The following is a 21,159-nucleotide window of genomic DNA, read 5'->3' on the forward strand; positions in this document are numbered from 1 at the left end:
TTCGGCAAAAAATCCGAAACAAAAAATCCATCGGCTCCAAATTTTACAATCAACTCAGGGCCTAATTCAAATAACAATCAGTCTACTGGTAACATAAATCAAACGATAAACAATGGCTCTCAAAAATGAAACTAATATCACGGCTGGTGATTCCTCTACCAATAATCAGGCGCAGACAATTAACAATAATTATAACGGGCTTACCTATATAGACGCCAAAAATATCGCTATTGATGTCTTTAAGGATAATTTTCTGAAGCTTAGAGACGAAGCTGCTGCCGTAGCAATAGAACGCGCTACCGAAATTGCAGAAAAATTAATATCCCGTTTGGCTACCGAAAGCCCTGAATCCTTAGATGAATTTAAGGATCCTGGGATGATCGATTCTTTATATCAAGCGCAAAAGGAGTATGCAAAAAATGGTGACGAGGATGTTGCAGATATGCTGGTTGAAATTTTAATTGAACGTGCTAAAACTCCTCAAAAAAATAGGGTCAGAATTGTATTAGATGAAAGTTTAAAAATAGCATCGTCATTGACAGTTCATCAACTGAATCTGTTAAGTGCAACACATATAATAAGAAAAACAGAGTTTACAGGTGAATTGAACTTAGGGGAGTTAGTTTCAAAATTTAATGAATACACATCGTTTCTGACGGAATTAGATATTGATCAGGTTGATGATGATATTTCGATTTTAGAATACTTAAGGTTAGGTAGTTTGTCTACTGGCAAGTGGGGTGATCCTCAGTTGAATTTGTTAAAATTTTATTCCCCTTATTTTGCAAAGGGTTTTAGCAGGGAGGAAATCCAGTTAAACGAATCAGAAGCGAACATCTTATTGATAGAAAGTTTTCACGATCAAACAAAGCTGCAATTAAGATATAACGAGAAAGATACTTTAACCAAAGCCTTGCGAGATATGGGGTTTGTAGAAGAAAGAATTCAATATATTGTAGGTTTTCTAGCGATAAATAAGTTAGATGAAAATGAACTGAAAGAATTCTGCGAGAAGAATTTGAAAGGTTATATGGCGGCTAAAAGTATTCATAACAGCACGAAATGGAAGTCTTTTTCGTTAACTCCTGTTGGAACTGCCATTGCGCTGTCAAACCTCCACAGACTTATCGGTCACAAGCTACCGATATCAATATGGATCAAATAACTTCTGCTATTTTATTTTAAATACCTATTTTTCAAAGTTTCCTTAATTAAATCAAGCGTTTCCTGCTTGTTCAACTGATCAGGAGTTCTTCTGATTACTGTCCAGCCTAAAACGCTCGCTTGCGTGAGCTTTTCCATGTCTCGCAAAATGTTTTGAGGTCTTGAGTGAGCACCTCCACCTTTCATCCAGACTCCACCATCTTTTTCGATGGCAATCTTGTGCTCAAGGATCGCGTAATCAAATCGCCAACGTCGGGTAGGATGGAAGCGATGCTCTGTGATAATCTCAAGCTTCAGGTCAGATCGAACCAGAGCGCAAAAGAAGTCTGGTGCACCCTTTTTTTTCTTCGCAGGTTTGCGGTTCGAACTCTTAGCGTTCGTTTTGAGCACTTTAGGCATGATTCGGCTCTCCTCCATCGTTAAGCTGCGTTTTGTTTAATTCGCTATTAGTCAAGAAATTATCATCTAATTGAGCCGTTTCAAACTGAAGCTCTTGACCAGATTCTTTTAGACTGGCGAAGAACATTCGGAGACATTCACGCTTTGCTGCTGGTATAATCGATTCGTTTGAGTCGATCATTTTTTGAATTTGTACTTCAAATTGAGCTTTTTCTCTGATGGAAGTTGGTGCTGATAATCGTTGATATTCTTTTTGTCGAATTTTATTCATCACATCGAACTTCTCTTTTGTGGTGAATTTTATTAGGCCTTCACGATCAAGAAAATCGTAAACGATGTTGCCTAGGTCGTTGTAGGAGTCTTGAAATTTAAACTTTTCGAAAGCTGCAATGGCAAACTTTATTCGATCATCTCTGGTGATGATGATTTCTTTTTTTGGAACTTCAAGAGCTGGCAATGTTTTGGCAACTTCTAGTCTATCGTTCTCGAGGTATTTCTCGATGAAAAACTCGCCAGATATCACGTTTAAACCGAAGTATTCGCCGTATTTGCCACGAACACCATTTGCAAAAGCGATCGGAATCTCAATGGCTCTGATGTTGTTTAGGTTCGGTTTTGTGCGAATATTCTTGGTCAATTCGTTCACGATGTATTGCAAATCTTCGGTCGACATTCCTTTGTGACTTAAGTCGGCCATAGCTTTGGCGAAAGCGATTTGAACCGCTTTAAAAATTTCTGTTTTTTCTTCTCGAACAGCTGGTGGTGCGAGTAGGGGATGGCTGTTTTGCTGAATGGCCAATCCGTTGGTTGTTGTTGCGATCTGTGTCATGTTAATCCTCCGTCATGGTAATTTCTCCCACTTTCATTGCTGCCTGAATACCTCTGGTGGTTTGCTGCCCTCCGTTGGCTTTTTCTTTTTTCGCGGAACTTTTTTCTTTTTCTTCGTTTAGCCTGAAGGTCCAGTTTTCTGCGTTCCATGCGCCGTCATTAAATTCGGTTGATTGGTTTCCGATAAAATTTTGAAACGAGTGAATGAAACCTTGCGACAAATCTTTGAAGTCTCGATAGGCGTCAAACTGGGTTTTGAAATAATCCAAACGATCAGAATTTTTTAAAGAAAAAACGAACTCATTTACGGTTCTTGCTTTATCAAAATTTCTGTGTACGCTGAACCCGAAAAAATCCAAAATTGAATTTTCAAATTCTTCATCACGGTGCGGGGAACATTCTCCTTCCCCTTCCTGTTCCCTTTCCTTTCCTTTCCCTTCCCTTTCCCCTTCCTGTGATGCTAGCACGGTGTTAGCACTGTGCTTGTATGGTGCTTTATGAAAAACAGGGTCAGGGATAGCGCTACGGGCTTCTTTTGTGTTTGGCTGCTGATGTTTTTGAAAAGTTAAAATCTTAATGTATGTGCTCGCACTGTTCTTGCATGGTACTTGCACTGTGCTTTCATGATGCTCGTCAATGACAGAATATCTAGTGATAAAACCACGATCTTGCAGCATATTTAACCCTTCATTTATGTCGAATTCATCGTAAGGAAATATCTCTATTTTTAATCTTTTTGGACGATCTTCGAGCTTCCCTTCACGGTCTGCTTGAGTCCATAATCCGATGAAAAGAAGTCGGACTAAAGCTGGTAATTCTGCTATATCTTCGTTCTTAAAAAAGTCTGGTTTTATTGTTCTAATCCTTGCCATTAATGCATCAATTTTAGTGATAATTGGTTACATATCCAAAAGATATGTTTCGAAAGCTACAGAAGGCTCTTAGCGGCCTGATAAAGAGCTTTAAATTTGCTGTCTGAGAATAATAAGTCATCACAGGTAGCTTTGTTATAAAGTACTGTTGAATGGTCTAAGCCCATCTTTTTGCCTAGATCAGTTGGACCAGCATTTTTATCCATGTCATAATATATACCTATCAAAAATTGTCTGGCCATAACGTTCTCTCTTTTCCTTATTTTAGATAAGATCTCTGATGGAGTAATGCCTAATGTTTTAGATACGGCATTAAGGATTTCAACAAATAATGAATCTTCATTATCTAAAGTGTGAATGTAGTTTTTGACTTCTATACCAAACTTACCTGCCCACTCGATTTCTTCTAGCATACCTGAACTAATGTGGGTACCATAGAGGCGAAGCTCTTGTATAAAGCCAGATTCAAAGTAATGGTAGTTGTTTTTAAATCCTCTGCTTCTCTCATTTGGATCACTGTCATTTAAAGCCATACAATCAACTATGTATGGTGCGAACGGTAATATATCTGCTTCCGTTCTGTTAATCTCGCCAACTCTCTTTACTACTTGACGGATGTTGAAATGTACGTTCCCACCAATTGGGTGAGCTATGTATGCTACTTTCATAATGATTCGTATTGATGTATTGCTTTAAATATTCTGAATGGTATATCAGGAACTACTGCATTGCCATAAGCCATTAACTGTTGCTTTCTGAACTGAGACGCCGATAGTCCAAGTACTTTATTGGAAAACCCATCATCCAGGCATAAAGTTGGTGGTTCACTACTCCAGGAACCGCCCCGAAAAGTCTGTACAGATGCTCCGTTAGAGACCCAGGCGATCGGTGATGCCTTTTCGTATACATGGGAAAAAAAACTTTGTCCCTTCTGTAATCTGAGGCTGTTGGGGTAAGCAACGATATACAACCTTGCCCTGTGATGGGGGGCACCGACATCTGACGCTCTGCAAACTCTCCATTCTGCATTGTACCCCATTCTGGCCAATTCAGCGAGTACTGTTCCAAAGTCTTTTCCTCCGTTAACTCTAAGAAAATTTTCGACGTTTTCGAAAACACCACCGAAACGGGGTTGTATTTCTTCAATTGCCCGAACCATATGCCAGAATAGTCCTGTTCTGGAACCTTTGAGCCCCTGTTGACCTTCACCCCACTGCTTTGCTGTGCTTGCATCTTGGCAGGGAAAGCCACCTGTAATGATGTCGAGTTTCCCTCGGTGAATAGTGAAATCTGTTGTTGTGATGTCTTCATAACTTTTACTTTTTGGCCAATAATGTTTTAATACTTTTTGTCCGAATGGGTTTTTCTCGCAATGAAATTTGTTTTCCCATCCCATCCATTCTGCGGCTAAATCGAAGCCTCCAATTCCACTAAATAATGATCCGTGAGTCATTACGCTACCTCCTCCGCTAAATCAAATAATGTTGGAACAATACGCTTAAGCTCTTCTGATTTTAAATAACCTGCTCCATCCAAGAAATAGACAGGATTAAGCTCTATACCATAGCCTCGGCGGCCTTTCTTGATTGCTCGCAATGGCACGGTACCCAAACCTCCAAAATAGTCGAGTACTATATCATCTGGATTACTCATTTGCTCAATAACTCGATCGGCAATATCAAACTGCATTGGGCAAACGTGAGCTTCTTTACCGTGGCTCCATTGAGATCCGTTTAGTGTAAGCATTCTGGTGATATCGGTCCATACATCTTCGCTCCAGCTTTGTGGTTGAAGCAGCATGAAGCCTGGAGGAAGTTTGCCAGCTGCTTCTACAGTTTCGGCAATTTTAACTACTTGTTCGAAATCCCAAACTTCCTCAAGGCTGTGAGTTTTGAATAGTTTGAAAATAGCATCGGATTCAAGTCTTGATACTTCTGTTGGATTTAGTAATCGCTCACCACAAGATCTTGTGAAGCCGTGAGCATCCATCTGCCAGCGAGCACGAGAATAACCGTTATTGCTGTACTGGCCGCTTGCTTTGTCAAATTCTCTTTTTTGCTTTATTACTGGAATATCTGCATATGCATTACTGGTGTCACTTGGTGGTTTACGGAAAAGCAAAAGATACTCTGGCATTCCAACACCCATTTTAGAACCGTCTTTGCATTGCTCTGTCCAGCCTAAACGATATGTTTGGCTATTCTCTCGAACAACATCGGTAACGATCGTTTTCATTCCGATGTAGGCAAAGCCATGTTTTGTGTAATGGTTAATTGCATGTAGATGTACAGGACTTACAGTTTGAAAGCCTAAGCCATTTATTCCTCCAGGTATGATCCTGTCTTTAATGTGTATTGCACAAATTCTACCTGGTATTAAAGTTCTGAATGCTTCTGGTGTTGAGTAATCCATCTGCTTCCAAAATTCTGCGCTGCTCTCACAGTGGCCATAATCAGCGTAATTGGGAGAGTACTCGTATTGCATTTCGAAAGGAATAGATGATAGAATTAAGCCGATTGAGTTTGTTTCGATTAAAGGCAATTCTTTAACATTGTCGTTATTCACCCAGGTGTAACGCTCACCCTTAATCTCAACTCTTTCAACGCCCATTTTTCTAGTGAGCATTTGAGCCATTGCTGCCTGTGAAAGGCCGTATTGTTTTATGATATCAATCATTTTGTTAACCATTAAATTGTGTTGCTGCCATTTTCTTTCTAACTGTTTTCTGATTTGTCTTTCTGCCTCGGTGTAGATTAGATCTATTCGCACTGTTCCTGTTTGCCCGAATCTTAAAAGCCTGTGGATAGATTGTATAAAATCATTAAACTTGAAGCCGATTCCAGAATAGATTGCCCATGAGCAGAACTTCTGCAGGTTTGTGCCTGATCCGAGCATTGATGGTTTTCCTGCAAGCTTTCCAAGTTTTCCAGAAGAAAAGTCCATTACAATATCTTCCCTGATCTCAAGCTTTTGGCTACCAAAAACCGACTTGCAATCTGGAAATGCTTTCTCAATCATTCTACGCTCATCCTCCAAATCATGCCAGAGGATTATATGCGCATCGGAATCTTCAGCTGCTATAGCGACCATTTTGTCAATACGGTTTTTAAGGCTTAACCTTTTTTCTTTGGCTGAACCTTCAAGTCCAATGGCTGTTTCTGCAAATGCTTTATATTGGCCATTCTTTTCGGTACCTGCCTTTGTGTGATCAGAAGGAATCTCATGCCAACGGATATCTAATGGAGGTAGATTGTAGCCTTGATCATCCGACTCATCATTTGTTAGATCAGATGGTTTAGAAACGAATAAAGCCCAGCTTGCAACCCACATCCAGAACTCTTCTACCTTGTGCTCGTAAATCTTAAGATTATCAGCTTTTGTGCTGTCACGCTTAAAGAATCTTGTTTTAGCCTGGCTTACATCCATGATGCCAAGAAAGTCCGCATAAGCTAGTAATTCAATGTAATCGTTAGGTGATGGTGTGGCAGTAGCAACAAATCTGTATTTTACAATTTCAGTTCCACGACGATCGCCATTAGGACCAGCATCACCTGTAAAAAGTCTCATGAACTCACGGAAGGTTTTCGAACCTCCAAGCCCACGTAAAACAGAAGCTTCATCAAGACTGGCCACTTGAAATAGGCGAGGATCTAACTTGCCATCGCGAACGGTTTCGTAATTGGTGATGTAAATTCCAGTTTCGCCAACCTCCTCGATTCGTCTAATAAATTTCGGGCCGTCTGACCATCCCAGAATGTTTATCGCATCTTTGGTAAATTCTGCTCTTACTCCAAGAGGAGCAATGATCAACCCACGGCCACCAGTTTTAGTTAATGTTACTCTGATAGCCTCTAACTGTGTTACAGTTTTATGCAATCCAAATGAAGCAAAACAAGCCCGTCTACCTCCTTCAACCAACCATTTTACCATCAATTTATTGTGCGGTTTCAATGCTGGATTGATCTCGTCTAGGTTACAGTCAAAGCCATCAGGTTGAGCCAGTCTAACTTTACTTTTCAGAAAGTCGTCGTATTCTATATCAATCATTGTTGTTGTGATTTAATAGCTGGGTGATGTTGCTGCATCATGGTTCCCAGCCAGTGTTTTAGTTATTTAGCAATGGCACTCATCTCTTGGAAACATATCCTCATCAAAATCTTCGACATCAAAAATTACATGGTTGTTGCCTATCACCAAACGAGCAATAAAAGAGGTGAACGGGTCTTCAAGAATTCCCTTTGTGAACGGCAATTCCAACGTTGCGCCAGCATCTAAAGAAATCTTCATGATTTGCTTAGTTTCATAGCTTCTGCTGGTATAGCTTTTTCTTTCATCCTGCTTATAAGGCAAGCTCATAATGGTTGTATTCTCATTGTTCTTGTAGAAATGAAGTTCATAACCTACTTCACCATTCGATATTTGATATTCAAAAAAACTATCCCTTAAAACTCCATCATGACGGGTTACCCTCTCAACTCGGTAATCGTCAACATCTAGTTTGTTGTACTCGAAATCTGTTGCTTCAATGAATTCCTTTAGTATTCGTGAAAATTTGATTTCTGCATCTTCCCGTGTCAGGATTGCCTTGACCATTGGTGCGAAGGTTTTAGCAATTGCTGTATTTGCTATTATGTCGATTTCTTCGCTGAACTTTTGGTTAAGCACACCAATGATGTCTGGAATGTTAAAATTTTGATCTACTGACTTATTTTTCAAGTTTTCAGTGATTGCTTTTTTATAAGGACTATCATAACTGTTGTAAAAATCATCAATGGCTTTTGTGGCTCCAGCCATAGCTGAAGCATTTGCTTTTTCTTGAAGTTTTTCAAGATCAAGGACTGGTAATATTTGATTGTTCATTTTAAAATGGTGTTTTGCCAAAAGGAATTACGATGCCGTTTGCGGCGACTGTTACTTTTTTGGCAGTTAAATCCTTAACTTCTTTTTGGAACCTTAGTGCATGACTGTTTCTGTCGCTTAAGTGGATTAGAACGATGTTGAATACATTTTTCAAATTATTAGCTAAAAGAAATTGCTTGCAGGTTTGAAGGCTCATGTGGCTTCTTATAACCCTATCTCTCAGAAAGCTTGGCTCTTCACCTGCATCTAAGCGAGCTTGCAGAATTGTTTCGCAATAGTTTGCTTCAACAATCATGTTGTTCATTGCAGGTAGCTTGTATTCGCAATAGTAGCTGTCTGTGATGAAACAGAATCTTCCAGTTTGAGAATGCTCGATAATGAAGCCGATACATGGAACATCATGCTTTAAGTCGAAAGAAGCAACTTTGAAGTTACCGACCATAAATGTTTTACCTGGTAGAACATTATTAATTCGATGACTGGCGACTCCGAAAGTATCGCTCGTTTCTTTTAAGCAATAAACATCGATTCCTGACTTAATCACATCTTTAACGTGCTTACAATGGTCCAAGTGACTGTGACTTATAAGGATGCCTGCAACTTTACGAGTGTTAAAGTTTAATGCTTTCATTGATTCTGAAAACTTAACTCCACATTCGATAAGTAATGCCTCATCATCGTTTTGAATGATATAGGCATTACCTTTACTACCAGTTCCTATTACGTGCAGATTCATTAGAATGTAGCTCTTCTACCTGTAGATTCTCCTGCCTCTTCCTGTTCTGCTAATTGTTGGCCAACCTGATCAAGTACTGAAGGTTCTTTTTCTGGTAATTCGTCCGATCCATTGCTGCCGTTGTTTTCCTCGAAATTGATTTCTTTAGAATTTGCTTTTGCGGTAATTTCATTATTGACATGGGTACTGACATCTGTATGCTCAATGTCGATGATGTCCTCGGCTTCTTCCTCAGTTTTCATTCCCATTGATATTTCTGGAGCATATTCGTTTGTCCAAAAGGAAGCGGCACGATACTTAAGCATTTTTTCTGGCATTGTTACCCATTTTGATCCATTCTTATCGTACCAACCTTCTTGTATAGCCATCAGTATTGAAACTTCCGTAGATACCAATTCCTCAGACGAACCTTTTTCTTTTGTATAAGCTACCATACATATATTTTCAAGCGTGCCGTAATCAACATCCTTGTACTCGGTAACTTTCTTTTTTTGAGATTCCCCAGGTAATAATTTCCATACTATGTAAGGAACCTTTAATACTCCTATTTTCCCTTTGTTGGTTGATCTATATTTCAATGTCTCGAAACGGCCACATGTATTCACCGTTGCGATCAGGAATTTAGAAGACCATGATGGGCGGCCTTGAATAACGATTAGGTTTTGCATGACCATAAGTGGATCAGCTTGCATTCTCTGAGCGAGACTGAGCGCAATCATGCAATTGGCCTGTGCCTTTTTCTCTGTAATTCCTTTTTCTGAATTAGTACGGTACATTTCTGGTACTAACTCTGAATCGCTAAAATGTTCTGCAATCATTTTCATTGTCGCAAATTGTTCTGGATCAAAGAAATTGAATGATACTGCTTGATTTGTTCTTGTTACTGCTGTTGTTGTCATTTTATTTGCTGATTTTTTGTTTAACTATACATGTTCTATATTCCACCACTGGCTGCATCATCTTTATTTTTGAGCAGTACTTGATTGATGGATGGTCCGTTGTTTCATAGAATTTGCAATCATCACAACGGACCAGTGGGTACTGTTTACCGTGTTGCGTTTTCATTAAGCAACCCTCAACTGTTTATCATCTGGTGAAACGATTAGATTAACTACCTGGCTATCTGTGGCAGGAATCATGCTCACACTTTCCCTGTTATCCAAAAATATAGGAGCGAACACTTTGTAGTGATCAGAAAGCGTATTGATAATATCAATGCCTGCCCAAACCTTACCAGCAGTATTTAGATCACTGAAAGGAACTCCCTTATACATCGTTTCGCAAGTTTCGATCGGGTTAGCATCAATGGTGTAATCGTACATTTTGAACTTAACGAACTGGAATTTGCCATTGATCCTTTGCTCAATAAGCTCAATTTTAGCTTTTGTAAATTCTTCAATGGTGTGTTCAGTTCCTTCATGCTCTGCAAGCTGAGCAGATAGGTTAGTTTCCTGAACCTTTAAATCTTCGATACGTTGATTGCCGATAGTGATTTGATCTTCCAGATTAATTTCCTTTTTGATCGAATCTAACTCAGTTGATATCGTAGCTTTTTGGGATTTTAATTCATCGGTGTTATTTTCTACTGGCTCTTGAATAGTTTCAAGTTCACGCTCTGCAGCTGTTAAAGAGTTGCTGATTTTAACATACGCTTCGCTTTTTTCGAAGTTCTCAACGTTAAATACTATGAATGTATTTTGGTTTTCAGCCTCGAATGTTTCTAAATCTTTTCTCGCGGCCGATAGCTGAATATTTATGTCATTGATTGCTGTAGTGAGAGTTGAAACCATTTGCTCGCAATCCTCGGACTCTTTCTTTAGTGCCAACCCTTTAGCCTCAATTTCATCAAGCGCTTTATTTTTGTCAGCCATGAAGTTTTTGCGCATTTGCGCTTTACCTTCCTCAACTACTTCAGCTTCGAATGCACGTTTACATGTAGGGCATGCAAACTGATTATCATCAAACTCAATAACCTTGCTATTGGTAGAATCAAACAGCTGACGTAGATTGTCTCTTCTTAGGTCAAGGCCTTTCTTAGTGTCATTCTGGCTATCCATAAGGATAGTTTTGCTCTTAAGATTGCGCTCGATCTCAGCGATGGCATTTTGAAGAGTAGATCTTTTTGACGATAGTTCATTGATAGATTTTTTGAAATCTGATTCTGCATTGAATCTTAAATCGTTTAATTCTCCTTTAATTTTGTGTATGCCACGTTGTTTCTCCTGAAGATTATTTAAGTGCTGTTGACTAGCTTTACTTTTATCGCTGATCAACGTGTCGATATCGGCAATGCTGCTTTCAAGTTCGGTTTTTTTAACTTTTAAAGCAACAAAGTTTCTTTGCTCAGGAAGAGAGCGGCTAAGCTCATCAATACGGAAAGGAATAGCAGCAAGATCATCCTTAAGCTTCTTTTTCTTTGCATTAAGTTCAGCCTTATAACCATCAAGGCTTTTGCTGCTGATAATTGCAACTAAATCTTTGAACTTGCTATTTGTTGCGGCAACATCGTTGTCGGTAATTTCGCCAGCTAATTTGAAAAGGAACTCTCTTCTTTTCTTCCATGGAAGCAGATTAAAGTATAGAGCATTGGTAATTAATTTGAAAACAGTTTCATCAACCACCTCGCTAATTTTAGCGGCGAACTGGCCAGCTTGCATTGGAACATCATTCCAGTAAAACTCTTGAACATTTCCAGTGTGTTCAGACCTGGTAGCGCCTTTTGGTTTGGTCCATTTTTCTTTATAGATTCTTTTTAGCGAAACTATTTCATCATCGATCACCAGAACACCTTCAACTTCGTGTTCCTGTCTGTTAAGCTCAGGGAAAACAGTATTTTTGATTGCGAAGTCTTTACGATCGAAACTATCCTTTCCGAATAATAGCCAGTTAAAAGCATCGAAAATTGTTGTCTTACCTGCTTCATTTGCTCCGAAGATGTTTGTTTGTTTCGCAAAGTCCAGGGTAAGATCTTTTATACCTTTGAAATTTCTAAGCGATAGTTTTGTTAGATTAATACTTTTCATTGCTGTGATTGTTTGTTGTTGTGAATACTAGATTGCTGATATGATTGCTAAGGCAGATGCTGCCATAAAGATTAAAGCCAAGATTATTCTATCACCCTTTACCATTTCTTCCCTGCTTGGTTCGCGGAACCTCCTTGATTTGGAGGGTTCGTTGTAATTAGAATTTGATTTCATCTTTTAACTGGTTTAGAATTGATTCTATTTGTTGAAGGTTTTTGTTTACAAGACTGATTTTAGAATTCTCGTCGTCCACTGGATATTTTGCAAATGCGTGGATGAATTCTGATCTCGCCTTATCTGCAATTGTTCCACTTAATGATGCCGTTATTGCTGTAAAGCCATCATAAGTGACGTAATAATCGAAATTGGTTTCAGTCGTGTCTTTGTTGGCTTTCTCAATCAGAAAGAAGTTTTTGTTATAAAAACTTTCTGAAAAGCCAGCTCTATTAATGAATCCTAAAACTTCAACCTTTTTCTTTTTGAACTTGTCAGCAATTAAACTTGCTTTAGTTACTGGTCTGGTTAATTTTATTGTTATTAGGCTCATTAATCTTCCTCCGTTACGTAATTGTTATACCAGCTCATTCTGTTACTGGTTTTTGATACAACCTCAAGCTCCATTCTGGAAAGCCTGATGCTACTGGTATTGGTGCCGTCTTTGATTTTATTGATCAGCTTTTCTTTTAGCCATCTATCAACCTGCTTTCGACCATACATGTTATAAGCTTGCTGTTTGCTTAAGTAGGGGGTGAGCAGCCCTAATTCGACTAAGGTTTTTTTTGCTCCAAGCTCCATGCTTTCGGTCATTAGCCTCCTAATCTCATGAGCTTGAAGAGTAAACTCAATGTGCATCCTGACCTCCTCTCATGATCAAGAATAGAAAGCCTTTTCCGTTCATCAAGTGGATATGTAAAGTCCATGCTATGAAGTTTACAAAACGGAATTGAGGCTCAGCTGTAGAGCGAACCCATACTAATTTTGTGGGTACACTACCATTAGCATCAGCTCTGTGAGGGTACCTGCATATAACGGGTACCAGTTTTGCTTGTTGATCGACAGCCTGTTGCTGCAAGCTGCCGTTCTTTTTGTTGTTGCGATGGAATAAATTCATGTTGTTGTGATTTTGCTGATGAATTATATTGTTCTTCTGATTACAAGTACTTCCACATTTCTACCCTTAACTTGAAGAGTGTTTTTGCTTGTGGTAAAGCTTCGTAATGGGTATTTCAATTTTAATGTTCCACTGATCAAAGAGGTTAATGATCTCATTTTCTCATATGGAGCATTCAATTCCTCGTCTACTTCAAGACCAGTGATCATATCGGTCCATGTAGGATTTTTTGTAATGTTTACGATCGTCATATGATGCCTTTTTTTTGAGCGAAAATTGCAAGCTCAACTTTTGATTTTAAGCCAGTTTTATTTCTTGCGTTTTGTTGGTGAGTGATTACGGTTTCAGTGGATATGTTAAGTTTACATGCTATTTGCTTATCCGATAAGTTTAAATGCTTTAGAACTTCAAGCTCCATTTTAGTTAGATATCCATTTTGAACTTTAAGGGCGGTGCAAAGCTTACCTTCGTACCTGCATGTTCCTCTCAATCCACAATCAAAATACTCGGCCTCATGAACCAATCCATTTACATCGATATCTGGTTCATCATCGATTCCACCGAATCGACAAATGATATATTGTCTGATGTGATCCTCGCTATCAAGGTTTTCCCATAAGGCAAGCGCTTTAAGAGCATCAGGATGCTTCAACATATCAAGTTCCACTATATCAAGGATCCATTGTGGTATCTCGTCAAAAGTGTATCTGATTCCGTCATGCAGGCAGTAAACCTCGTTCCTATGCACAAAGAATTCTACCGACTTGTCAATCAGTCCAGCTATTAATCTGCTATTTTTCGTCGCATTGTACATTTAGTTATTATTTGGGATTGTGCGCTTAAGTGTATTTCGTTACTTTTGTTTTGTTATATAATACAAATGTAAATAGAAATTTCTACACTAATATAGAAAAATGTAGAAATTCTTATAGAAATTTCTAAATGTCTGAAAATCAGGATAAAAAAATTCGAGAACAGCATGAGCGATTAGCTTTGTTTCTGAAGTATAGAGGATTAAGTCTGAGAGAGGCAGAGCAGATGCTTATGGTTGGTAATGGCAGGCTTGGAAAAATGGCCCAAAATTCTACAGCTATAAAGCCATTATTTATGGAGAAAATTCTAAATACATTTCCAGACTTAAATGAGGAGTTTTTGAAGACTGGTTCGGGCTTGATGCTTAACCCTAATGATGAATATAAAAATCCACGTCATGAAGCCTCGCCAATTAGCTTGCATCCAGTGAAGGAAGACGAGAATGGGAGCAACAAAAAATTTCTATACGCCGCTGATGGTACAATGGGCATGAAGATAAAGGTTGTTCCAGCAAAAGCGTACGCAGGATATTTAAGAGGTTTTGCTGATCCTGAATATTTTGAGGATTTTGACTATGTAGTTATAGCAGTTGAGCAGGAACATCGAGGTACTTATCTTGGTTTCGAAGTTAGAGGAGATAGCATGGTTTGTTTAGATTCAGAAGACTTAGCTGAACAAAGTATATTCCCTGGTAGAATTGCTGTTGGTAGAGACTTGCCTCGTCATCAGTGGGTCTACCGTCTACATACCCACAACTATGACAATTGGGTAATTGTACACAAAACAGAAGGTATTCTTATAAAGCAAATAAGTAATCATGATGTGGAGGAGGGGATCATTACTATACATTCTTTAAATCCAAACTATCCTGATGAGGAACTCTATCTGGATGAAGTTGAGCAAATTTTTAGTGTAGTACAAATAATCAAGAAAACCAGATAATATGAAAAGTCTAATTTTAACATTTCTCTCATTAATTTCACTGTCGGCATTTACCCAGACTCCAGTCGATATCAGCAAAGCTAAGGGTTCAGCGAAGGCTTATTTAATTAAGAACTTGAACAATCCCGCAAGCTATCAGTCCGCAAGTTGGGGGAAGCTGACAAAGACATATTCGGATTTTGAGGATTCAGGGATTGCGAAAAACCTCAATGACAGTATCGCTTCTTTTCAAGAGTCAAAAAGCAAAGCTAGTTCACTTGTTCACAGGGCAAAGCTTGATAATATTTTAAATTATGAAACGAACAGCTCTTATCTATATTACTCAAGTCTAGAGGCTCAGGTCGATTCTGTCCTTTTAAAGTATAAAACTCGTATGAAAGTTGAGGAGAAGAAATTCAAACCAGTTTTTGATGGATTCAGAATTGATCACTCTTTTCGAGCGAGAAACGCCTATAACGCTCTTATAATCCATAATTATTATTTTGTATTCAATAAAAGCTTCAAAGTAATTGCGGCAGGTGATAGTGATGAACTTGAGCGTAGAAGAAAAGAGCTGCAAGCGGAAGTTGATGCTTTAATTAACAAAGGTTAAAAATACTGGAAATGTCTTAAATGGAGTCTTGGGAAACTGATGTTTTGATATTTGCTCTTGATCACCTCAAAGACAGTGAGGTTTGGTCTGATGGCACCTATCCATTAGGAGGTTTTCACATTAAACCGAGACCAATGGAGTGTAAGGTTGACGCTATTGAGCTAAATCTTTTATCATCATATTTAGATGATGAAGGTTCCGAATATGAGGGGTCAACTGTTTTACTTCTGGGAGATGAAGATCCAGAAGAAGATTTGAACGCTAGATTATCGGGGACTATAAATATTAATATTTTTCATAGAGAGTTAAAACGAATAGAGGAAATATCAGAGATAGTCCATAGAATCATGCAAAGTGCATATGTAAATGGGTTCTTCTATAGAAAGGGTTTGGTTAAATTATTTAAGGATGGAAATTATAGATATTTTAATAACATGAGGTTTGAATTCTCAATGTCAAACGAAGCTTTTAATAAAAATTATAAATTGATAGAATAATATGTTTTTCGACGACCATTATTTTCAAAAAAACAAATCCTATGATTTAGAAAAATCTGGAAAAATTGACGAAGCAATAGGATCCTACGAAGAAAAAATTACCAAAGATAAAAGCGTATTTTTTAACTACTACCGTCTACTTGTTCTTTACAGGAAGAATAAAGATTACGAGAATGAAAAAAGAATTATAAAATTAGCATTATCTAACCAGCCATTCGATATTCCAGTCGAGGGCTTTTTAAAGGAACGATTACAAAAAGTCGGTTATTTAGATGGAAGTATTGATAAAGTAGAATTTAAAAAGCTTAACGACAAAATTAAAGTAGAGCGGCAAATTGTAAATGATAAATACAATCGGGAATCGAGACTTGCTAGCATAAAGAGCTATGTAAAACTGGACTTTATAGTGGGGTATGAAATTAAACCTTCAAATAATCCAAAACACGAGAATGATGTATGTAAAATGTTTCATGGAAAATACCCTAAAACGTTTCTTTGGGACGGATGTCATGATGGATGTAAGTGTTTTATAGTGTCGATTTTGAAAAGTAGTGAAGAATTTGAGCAGGACTCAATAGCTATAATACAAGGTAGAGAGCCGTCAACAATCTCAAACAATACAGTTAGGGAATTACCTAAAAATTTCTACAAATATATCCAAGAGAATTATGAAAAAATAAAAGGTATGAAGAAAATACCAGCATTTATAAAATTCAACTTTAAAGATAGTGACATCTCAAAAGGAATCAATTATGAAAAGCTTGGAATTAATCCTCCACAACCTGCTGGCCATTAGAAGGACTTTGTGTCAAAATATCGGGTTTTAAAATAGAACTATGTCAATTAATAAAAGGATTAAACAGGTTATAGACATCAAGTCTGGTGGGAGCCAGAAAGCATTTGCTGCTTTGATTGATTCGACTCCTCAATATGTAGCTAGACTAATTGCTGAGGGTGGGAGTGTAGGATTAGAGCCTGTGATAAAGATTTTAAAACTTTATCCTGATGTTGATGCCAGGTGGTTAATCCTGGGTGATGGAGAAATGATTGCTCAAGGCCAGTTTAATGAAGTTAAATATTTCCTCCACCAGAATATCCAAGAGATGCTTAAGATAGAGCAATTTCTTCCTTACATGACTGATGATGAACTAAAACAATATAAAGATGCTGCAACAACATTCAATGCCTACAACTACGACAGTAAACAACTTGAACGCTGGACCAAACTTTCGGAATCAAATGGAAAATAAAGAAAAGCAAACAGAAGGTTCAAGGTCCAAAGCCTACGATATAGAAGTTAATAAGCGGTTTTTCATTGTAATGGATAGACTGCAGCAATTAGGTAAAATCAAAAACCTATTTAACTTCTGCGCTAATCATGATTTGCAATACCCAAACTATCATCGACTAAAGAAGGAGCCTAATAGAACTCCTAGCTTTTATGTGATCAATCTTTTGAGTGAAAAGTATGGTGTTAATGCTGACTGGATTCTCACTGGCAAAGGGGAGTGGTTGTTAAAAAAATAGTAATTGTTGTCTAAATGTTTACTGAACGGCATTTTTGCTGTTAGTTAAATGGTTGATAATCACTTATATAAATATAGTTGTCGGTTTCGCTGGCAGTGAAGAGGTGATCGGTTCGAATCCGATATTCTCCACCCGCAAAAGCCGATTCATTACTTTGGATCGGCTTTTTTATTTTCAATAGAACAAGTATTTTTGTACCATTATACATAATTGTTTACTAATAGTTTAATGGAATATCTACTTTCAAAGCAACAGTTTTCGAGCATCATAAAAACGATGCTGGGTTAAGAAATAAGGGTTTTAATAAATAAAAAGCAATATTTTTCATGTTGGAAGCGCATCGCTTAAACTATAGAAATGCATTTTAACAGAAAGCATTTACTTAAAGACATCCCTGAAGTTATTTGTAAACTAGGGCGTTAAATTGAAAAGCTTATTGCGAATTGACAGTGATCTTTAACGCTGACTTTTAATTGCTTCTTTAAAATATTTTAAAGGCACGAATAACATACCAAAACATTCGCCTTCTGTTTTATCCTGATGTTTGTGGTGAACTTTATGTGCTTTCCTCAATGCCCGCAAGTAAAAGTTGTCTGTGCGTTTAAACAACTTAAATCGCTGATGGATAAAAATATCATGCACAAAAAAATAAGCAAGTCCGTAAAGTGTGATTCCAATGCTAATGTAGCACATAAAGCCCCAGCCTTCAATGTAGTTGCCAATCATAAAGAAGCCAATGGCAATTAAAGCAAAAATGACAAAGAAAAGGTCATTTTTCTCAAAAAAATCATGTGCCTTATTGTGGTGATCTTCATGTAGATTCCAGAATAAGCCATGCATTAGGAATCTGTGCGTTAGCCAGGATACACATTCCATTACACAAAAAGTCAGGAGCGCGATCCCTAAATTGATCAATACATTCAGTACCATATACAAACTTACTATGTTTTAGTTAAGAGATAATCTCCAATTGATCTGGGAATATTAAAGATTTTATGGAATTGTAATATATTCTCTGCAAATGGAAATGTCACTAATCACATCAAGAAAAACCCTTTATTGTCTTTCAATGATTTCTCCAGGAGTTTCGTTGAAATATGTCCCACTTCCTTCAGACAGGCAAAAGATAAGCACCTTAAGGCACAGGATAAAAAATAATTCTGAGTTTAAAATAGTCTTTTTACCCTCTTAACCAAGTCCTCGATATCGAAAGGCTTGGCAATAAAGTCGTCGGCTCGGCTGCGAAGTTTCATTTTCTCAATCTCGGAGTTGGCAGTGATTAAGATAACTGGAATATTTTTTGTTTTTTGATCCAACTTAAGGTGATCGCAAATGTTCAAACCATGGCCATCGGGAAGGGTAACGTCAATTATAAACAAATCAGGCATTGATTTTTCCAAGGCTTTTTGAAATTCAGAAACCATGCTATATCCACAAACTTCCATACCCTCTGCTGATAATATAAGGCTAATAACTTCTAAAATTTCAAAGTTATCTTCCAAAATATAAATTGTTTTGCTCATAAAATCTTAAAATTCTGTCTAACTAATACAACAGAAATAAATAAATGTTCTCAGGAAATTAGCTCTAGAATCTATAAATCTGGCCACATTCACCAAAAACAATCTTACTTATCTTCTTTTTTGTTGTTCGTTTTTGATGTATCATCAATCGCCTTATCAAGTTTAGTGTCTTTCCCATCTGCAAAGGGAATTTCGTCTTTAGTATAACCTTCCTTTTCGATTTCCTTATCAGTGGTTTGTTGTTTTTCTTTATTTTGATTTTCCATTTTTCAATTATTTATTAAGACAATGAGGATACTTTAGCCCGAGTTTAACTCTTTAATTTTTTTGCTCTGGATATTTTCTTTAGATAGATGATGCTTTCCAGTAATAAAATTAAGAATCATTAAGGCTGTTTATTCGACTTTTGCTTTTCCGCCTGTCATTCTTGGTGCATTTGTGGTGCTATCAGGATAATCCTTTGTTCTGGCGCTGTCAACCGTATTGGTGTCGACAGTGGAGAAATTGGTATCCGTATATTTATTCATGCTATCTGCATGTTCTTTGTCTGCTTTTTCACCGCTGCAAGCTGCAATGCTTAGAGTAAAAAGGCTCAATAATAGAAATTTATACTTTTTCATGATTTAAAATTATAGATATACAATGAGATTAATTATGCTTCTGTAGCAACTCATACATTAGTTGAATGCGTGAGTTAATGACAAAAATGAAGCTCAATATTTTTAGGTATAATTTATTTGATGCTTATTTTCTGTATGGTTTTAAGATGCTTTTTAGCGAAATTACTTACACCCGAATCTGAAGATTTTGCACCTTGCTCTAACAATTGCAAAGCTCTGCTATGGCCATTATTTAACAGGGCAGTATAAGCCTGATCGAAAGCATTACCCTTAAGCGATGTTAAATTTTCGATTAATTGATTTGTGGTAGTATTGCTTAGCCCTGCATTCGCCGAAGCGCTTGTACCAGTGTTCCCCGCTTGTCCGTTATTATTTCTCAGCCTTGCGGTGTCACGAAGATTTTCTGGTGCCGAATCAATTCTTCCATCGGGGTTCATTCCTCCACTAGGTAAGCTAGTTGGTAAATCGATGGATTTACTCTTAGCCAGCATTCTTAACTCTTCGCTAACTTTAGTCAGTTCTAAAGTTAACCTGGTTGCTGTTTTTTTTATACGTTCGCCACCTTGTTTAGCTGCCAAATTAGAAGCCCTTAACTGTTCGAGGCAGAGCAGAGCGCTTTGTTTTAAAAAGACTTCATCGCTGTTTTGAATATGATTATGATGAACAATAGGATAAATCGTGGTGCTACTACTGGTAGCTGAATAGAGTAGCAGGAAAGATGATATACCTAACATGCAAATTTTGATGGAGTTTTTCATAACTAAAATTTACGGATGATGTAAGTAAATAACAGTAAGTTAGGAGCAAAAGTTTGGAAAAAAGTGACTATGAACGATGATGTTAAGCAGGATCGTCATCAGGATTTTCAAATTCTGCTTCATTATTAGGCCTATTCTTATCCTCTGGTTTACTTTTATCAGCAGATGAATTATCGGAATCCACAGATTCATTATTCACCTCTTTTTTATTTTCCTTATTATCCTCAGTATGTTGCTTTCCTTTGTTCATGATAAGATTTATTAATTGTTTAACAGTTGTATCACACAGATTAGTTTAATCTTGATCCGCGTCGCTACCCTTAATCTGCTCTTGTTTTATTTCTTCCTGATCACCACTAGCAATTTGTTGATCATGATCAGCGTCGCTTCCTTTAATCTGTTCATTTAGATCGCCTGAGATAGAATCCGATTTATTAGGGTTATCCTGGTTTTCAGTCTTCTTATCTGCAATCTTGTGAGCTTCTTTTATATTCTCTATAATATCCCTGTCGGATTTGTTTCGTTCAGAATTTTCCATTTTTTCTAAGGTTATACCATTTTAACGACATTTATAAACGAAAAAGGTTTTCTATAATTTAAATTAGTTGAATAGTTTGCTGCAGTTTAAAAATGGAACTGATTTACTCCAATTCCGAATGCATGTAAGACTGTCCAGATCTTTAAATGCCAATAAATTGCAATCCTAAACCTTTTTATTCTCGATAGTGTTTATGTTCATAAAAACGTTTGATGTATTTTGGCCAAATCGGCTAGAGGGCTAATTTCTACTGCTGTTTGTGTTTAACTATTAGTATTCGGGGAACCTTTAAAAACAAATCCCAGAATTATTTGTCAAAATACCTGGAGGTTTGGAAAAAGGGCTTAGTTCATCAT

General features: G+C 37.4%; 28 protein-coding genes. 7 read left to right on the forward strand and 21 right to left on the reverse strand.

What is annotated here, in order from left to right:
- The first annotated feature begins 112 nt into the window (after positions 1-112).
- On the forward strand, positions 113-1,165 hold the full coding sequence (locus tag ACZZZI_RS14560) for an LPO_1073/Vpar_1526 family protein (protein WP_463489824.1): 1,053 nt from the start codon (positions 113-115) through the stop codon (positions 1,163-1,165).
- 11 nt (positions 1,166-1,176) lie between these two features.
- On the opposite strand, the gene ACZZZI_RS14565 is transcribed toward ACZZZI_RS14560, so the two are convergent.
- The 14 genes from ACZZZI_RS14565 to ACZZZI_RS14630 form a co-directional block, all read right to left on the reverse strand.
- Positions 1,177-1,581, reverse strand: coding sequence for a hypothetical protein (locus ACZZZI_RS14565; protein WP_463489825.1), 405 nt, complete (start codon positions 1,579-1,581; stop codon positions 1,177-1,179).
- Positions 1,556-2,392, reverse strand: a complete 837-nt coding sequence (locus ACZZZI_RS14570; protein WP_463489826.1) for a hypothetical protein — start codon at positions 2,390-2,392, stop codon at positions 1,556-1,558. The genes ACZZZI_RS14565 and ACZZZI_RS14570 overlap by 26 nt, the downstream gene beginning before the upstream one ends.
- 1 nt (position 2,393) lies before the next feature.
- On the reverse strand, positions 2,394-3,263 hold the full coding sequence (locus ACZZZI_RS14575; protein WP_463489827.1) for a hypothetical protein: 870 nt from the start codon (positions 3,261-3,263) through the stop codon (positions 2,394-2,396).
- A 56-nt stretch (positions 3,264-3,319) separates the two neighbouring features.
- On the reverse strand, positions 3,320-3,931 hold the full coding sequence (locus tag ACZZZI_RS14580; protein ID WP_463489828.1) for a DUF7768 domain-containing protein: 612 nt from the start codon (positions 3,929-3,931) through the stop codon (positions 3,320-3,322).
- Positions 3,928-4,716, reverse strand: a complete 789-nt coding sequence (locus ACZZZI_RS14585) for a DNA cytosine methyltransferase (protein ID WP_463489829.1) — start codon at positions 4,714-4,716, stop codon at positions 3,928-3,930. Before ACZZZI_RS14585 ends, ACZZZI_RS14580 begins: the two co-directional genes overlap by 4 nt.
- Positions 4,716-7,310, reverse strand: coding sequence for a DNA methyltransferase (locus tag ACZZZI_RS14590; RefSeq protein ID WP_463489830.1), 2,595 nt, complete (start codon positions 7,308-7,310; stop codon positions 4,716-4,718). The genes ACZZZI_RS14585 and ACZZZI_RS14590 overlap by 1 nt, the downstream gene beginning before the upstream one ends.
- A gap of 66 nt (positions 7,311-7,376) precedes the next feature.
- Positions 7,377-8,123, reverse strand: a complete 747-nt coding sequence (locus ACZZZI_RS14595) for a hypothetical protein (RefSeq protein WP_463489831.1) — start codon at positions 8,121-8,123, stop codon at positions 7,377-7,379.
- A 1-nt stretch (position 8,124) separates the two neighbouring features.
- Entirely contained in the window at positions 8,125-8,859 is a 735-nt protein-coding gene (locus ACZZZI_RS14600) for an MBL fold metallo-hydrolase (RefSeq protein ID WP_463489832.1), read from the reverse strand.
- Positions 8,859-9,758 (reverse strand): recombinase RecT, encoded by a 900-nt coding sequence (locus ACZZZI_RS14605; RefSeq protein ID WP_463489833.1) that lies wholly within the window; start codon positions 9,756-9,758, stop codon positions 8,859-8,861. Before ACZZZI_RS14605 ends, ACZZZI_RS14600 begins: the two co-directional genes overlap by 1 nt.
- Positions 9,759-9,923: 165 nt before the next feature.
- Entirely contained in the window at positions 9,924-11,882 is a 1,959-nt protein-coding gene (locus tag ACZZZI_RS14610; RefSeq protein ID WP_463489834.1) for an AAA family ATPase, read from the reverse strand.
- Positions 11,883-12,039: 157 nt separating this feature from the next.
- Positions 12,040-12,429, reverse strand: a complete 390-nt coding sequence (locus ACZZZI_RS14615) for a hypothetical protein (protein WP_463489835.1) — start codon at positions 12,427-12,429, stop codon at positions 12,040-12,042.
- Positions 12,429-12,689, reverse strand: coding sequence for a hypothetical protein (locus ACZZZI_RS14620; protein ID WP_463489836.1), 261 nt, complete (start codon positions 12,687-12,689; stop codon positions 12,429-12,431). Before ACZZZI_RS14620 ends, ACZZZI_RS14615 begins: the two co-directional genes overlap by 1 nt.
- 34 nt (positions 12,690-12,723) lie before the next feature.
- On the reverse strand, positions 12,724-12,993 hold the full coding sequence (locus ACZZZI_RS14625; protein ID WP_463489837.1) for a hypothetical protein: 270 nt from the start codon (positions 12,991-12,993) through the stop codon (positions 12,724-12,726).
- 247 nt (positions 12,994-13,240) lie between these two features.
- Positions 13,241-13,807 carry a helix-turn-helix transcriptional regulator gene (locus ACZZZI_RS14630; RefSeq protein WP_463489838.1) on the reverse strand — a complete coding sequence of 189 codons (567 nt, stop codon included), beginning with the start codon at positions 13,805-13,807 and terminating at the stop codon, positions 13,241-13,243.
- 128 nt (positions 13,808-13,935) lie between these two features.
- On the opposite strand from ACZZZI_RS14630, the gene ACZZZI_RS14635 reads away from it, so the two are divergent.
- Genes ACZZZI_RS14635 through ACZZZI_RS14660 form a run of 6 tightly spaced genes read left to right on the forward strand, consistent with a single transcriptional unit; the run spans position 13,936 to position 17,364 of the window.
- A complete protein-coding gene (locus tag ACZZZI_RS14635) occupies positions 13,936-14,748 on the forward strand; it encodes a S24 family peptidase (RefSeq protein ID WP_463489839.1) in 813 nt (270 codons plus the stop codon).
- 1 nt (position 14,749) lies between these two features.
- Positions 14,750-15,340 (forward strand): hypothetical protein, encoded by a 591-nt coding sequence (locus tag ACZZZI_RS14640; protein ID WP_463489840.1) that lies wholly within the window; start codon positions 14,750-14,752, stop codon positions 15,338-15,340.
- Between the two features lie 20 nt (positions 15,341-15,360).
- Positions 15,361-15,837 (forward strand): hypothetical protein, encoded by a 477-nt coding sequence (locus ACZZZI_RS14645; protein ID WP_463489841.1) that lies wholly within the window; start codon positions 15,361-15,363, stop codon positions 15,835-15,837.
- Position 15,838: 1 nt separating this feature from the next.
- A complete protein-coding gene (locus tag ACZZZI_RS14650; protein WP_463489842.1) occupies positions 15,839-16,633 on the forward strand; it encodes a tetratricopeptide repeat protein in 795 nt (264 codons plus the stop codon).
- Positions 16,634-16,673: 40 nt separating this feature from the next.
- Positions 16,674-17,087, forward strand: a complete 414-nt coding sequence (locus ACZZZI_RS14655; protein WP_463489843.1) for a helix-turn-helix domain-containing protein — start codon at positions 16,674-16,676, stop codon at positions 17,085-17,087.
- Positions 17,077-17,364, forward strand: coding sequence for a hypothetical protein (locus tag ACZZZI_RS14660; protein ID WP_463489844.1), 288 nt, complete (start codon positions 17,077-17,079; stop codon positions 17,362-17,364). The genes ACZZZI_RS14655 and ACZZZI_RS14660 overlap by 11 nt, the downstream gene beginning before the upstream one ends.
- A 456-nt stretch (positions 17,365-17,820) precedes the next feature.
- Here the strand turns inward: ACZZZI_RS14660 and ACZZZI_RS14665 are convergent, their stop codons facing one another.
- The 7 genes from ACZZZI_RS14665 to ACZZZI_RS14695 form a co-directional block, all read right to left on the reverse strand.
- Positions 17,821-18,294 carry a sterol desaturase family protein gene (locus tag ACZZZI_RS14665; RefSeq protein ID WP_424058050.1) on the reverse strand — a complete coding sequence of 158 codons (474 nt, stop codon included), beginning with the start codon at positions 18,292-18,294 and terminating at the stop codon, positions 17,821-17,823.
- Between the two features lie 236 nt (positions 18,295-18,530).
- Entirely contained in the window at positions 18,531-18,887 is a 357-nt protein-coding gene (locus ACZZZI_RS14670; RefSeq protein WP_316756532.1) for a response regulator transcription factor, read from the reverse strand.
- A 104-nt stretch (positions 18,888-18,991) separates the two neighbouring features.
- Complete coding sequence (locus ACZZZI_RS14675; protein WP_316756534.1) at positions 18,992-19,153, reverse strand: hypothetical protein; 162 nt, start codon at positions 19,151-19,153, stop codon at positions 18,992-18,994.
- 129 nt (positions 19,154-19,282) lie between these two features.
- Complete coding sequence (locus ACZZZI_RS14680; RefSeq protein WP_463489845.1) at positions 19,283-19,507, reverse strand: hypothetical protein; 225 nt, start codon at positions 19,505-19,507, stop codon at positions 19,283-19,285.
- Positions 19,508-19,620: 113 nt separating this feature from the next.
- On the reverse strand, positions 19,621-20,265 hold the full coding sequence (locus tag ACZZZI_RS14685; protein WP_463489846.1) for a DUF4142 domain-containing protein: 645 nt from the start codon (positions 20,263-20,265) through the stop codon (positions 19,621-19,623).
- Between the two features lie 82 nt (positions 20,266-20,347).
- Entirely contained in the window at positions 20,348-20,515 is a 168-nt protein-coding gene (locus ACZZZI_RS14690; RefSeq protein WP_463489847.1) for a hypothetical protein, read from the reverse strand.
- A 45-nt stretch (positions 20,516-20,560) separates the two neighbouring features.
- Positions 20,561-20,803: a hypothetical protein gene (locus tag ACZZZI_RS14695; protein ID WP_463489848.1), complete on the reverse strand. Its 243-nt coding sequence runs from the start codon at positions 20,801-20,803 to the stop codon at positions 20,561-20,563.
- Between the last annotated feature and the right edge of the window lie 356 nt (positions 20,804-21,159).

This window comes from Pedobacter sp. AC190, from assembly GCF_979258025.1.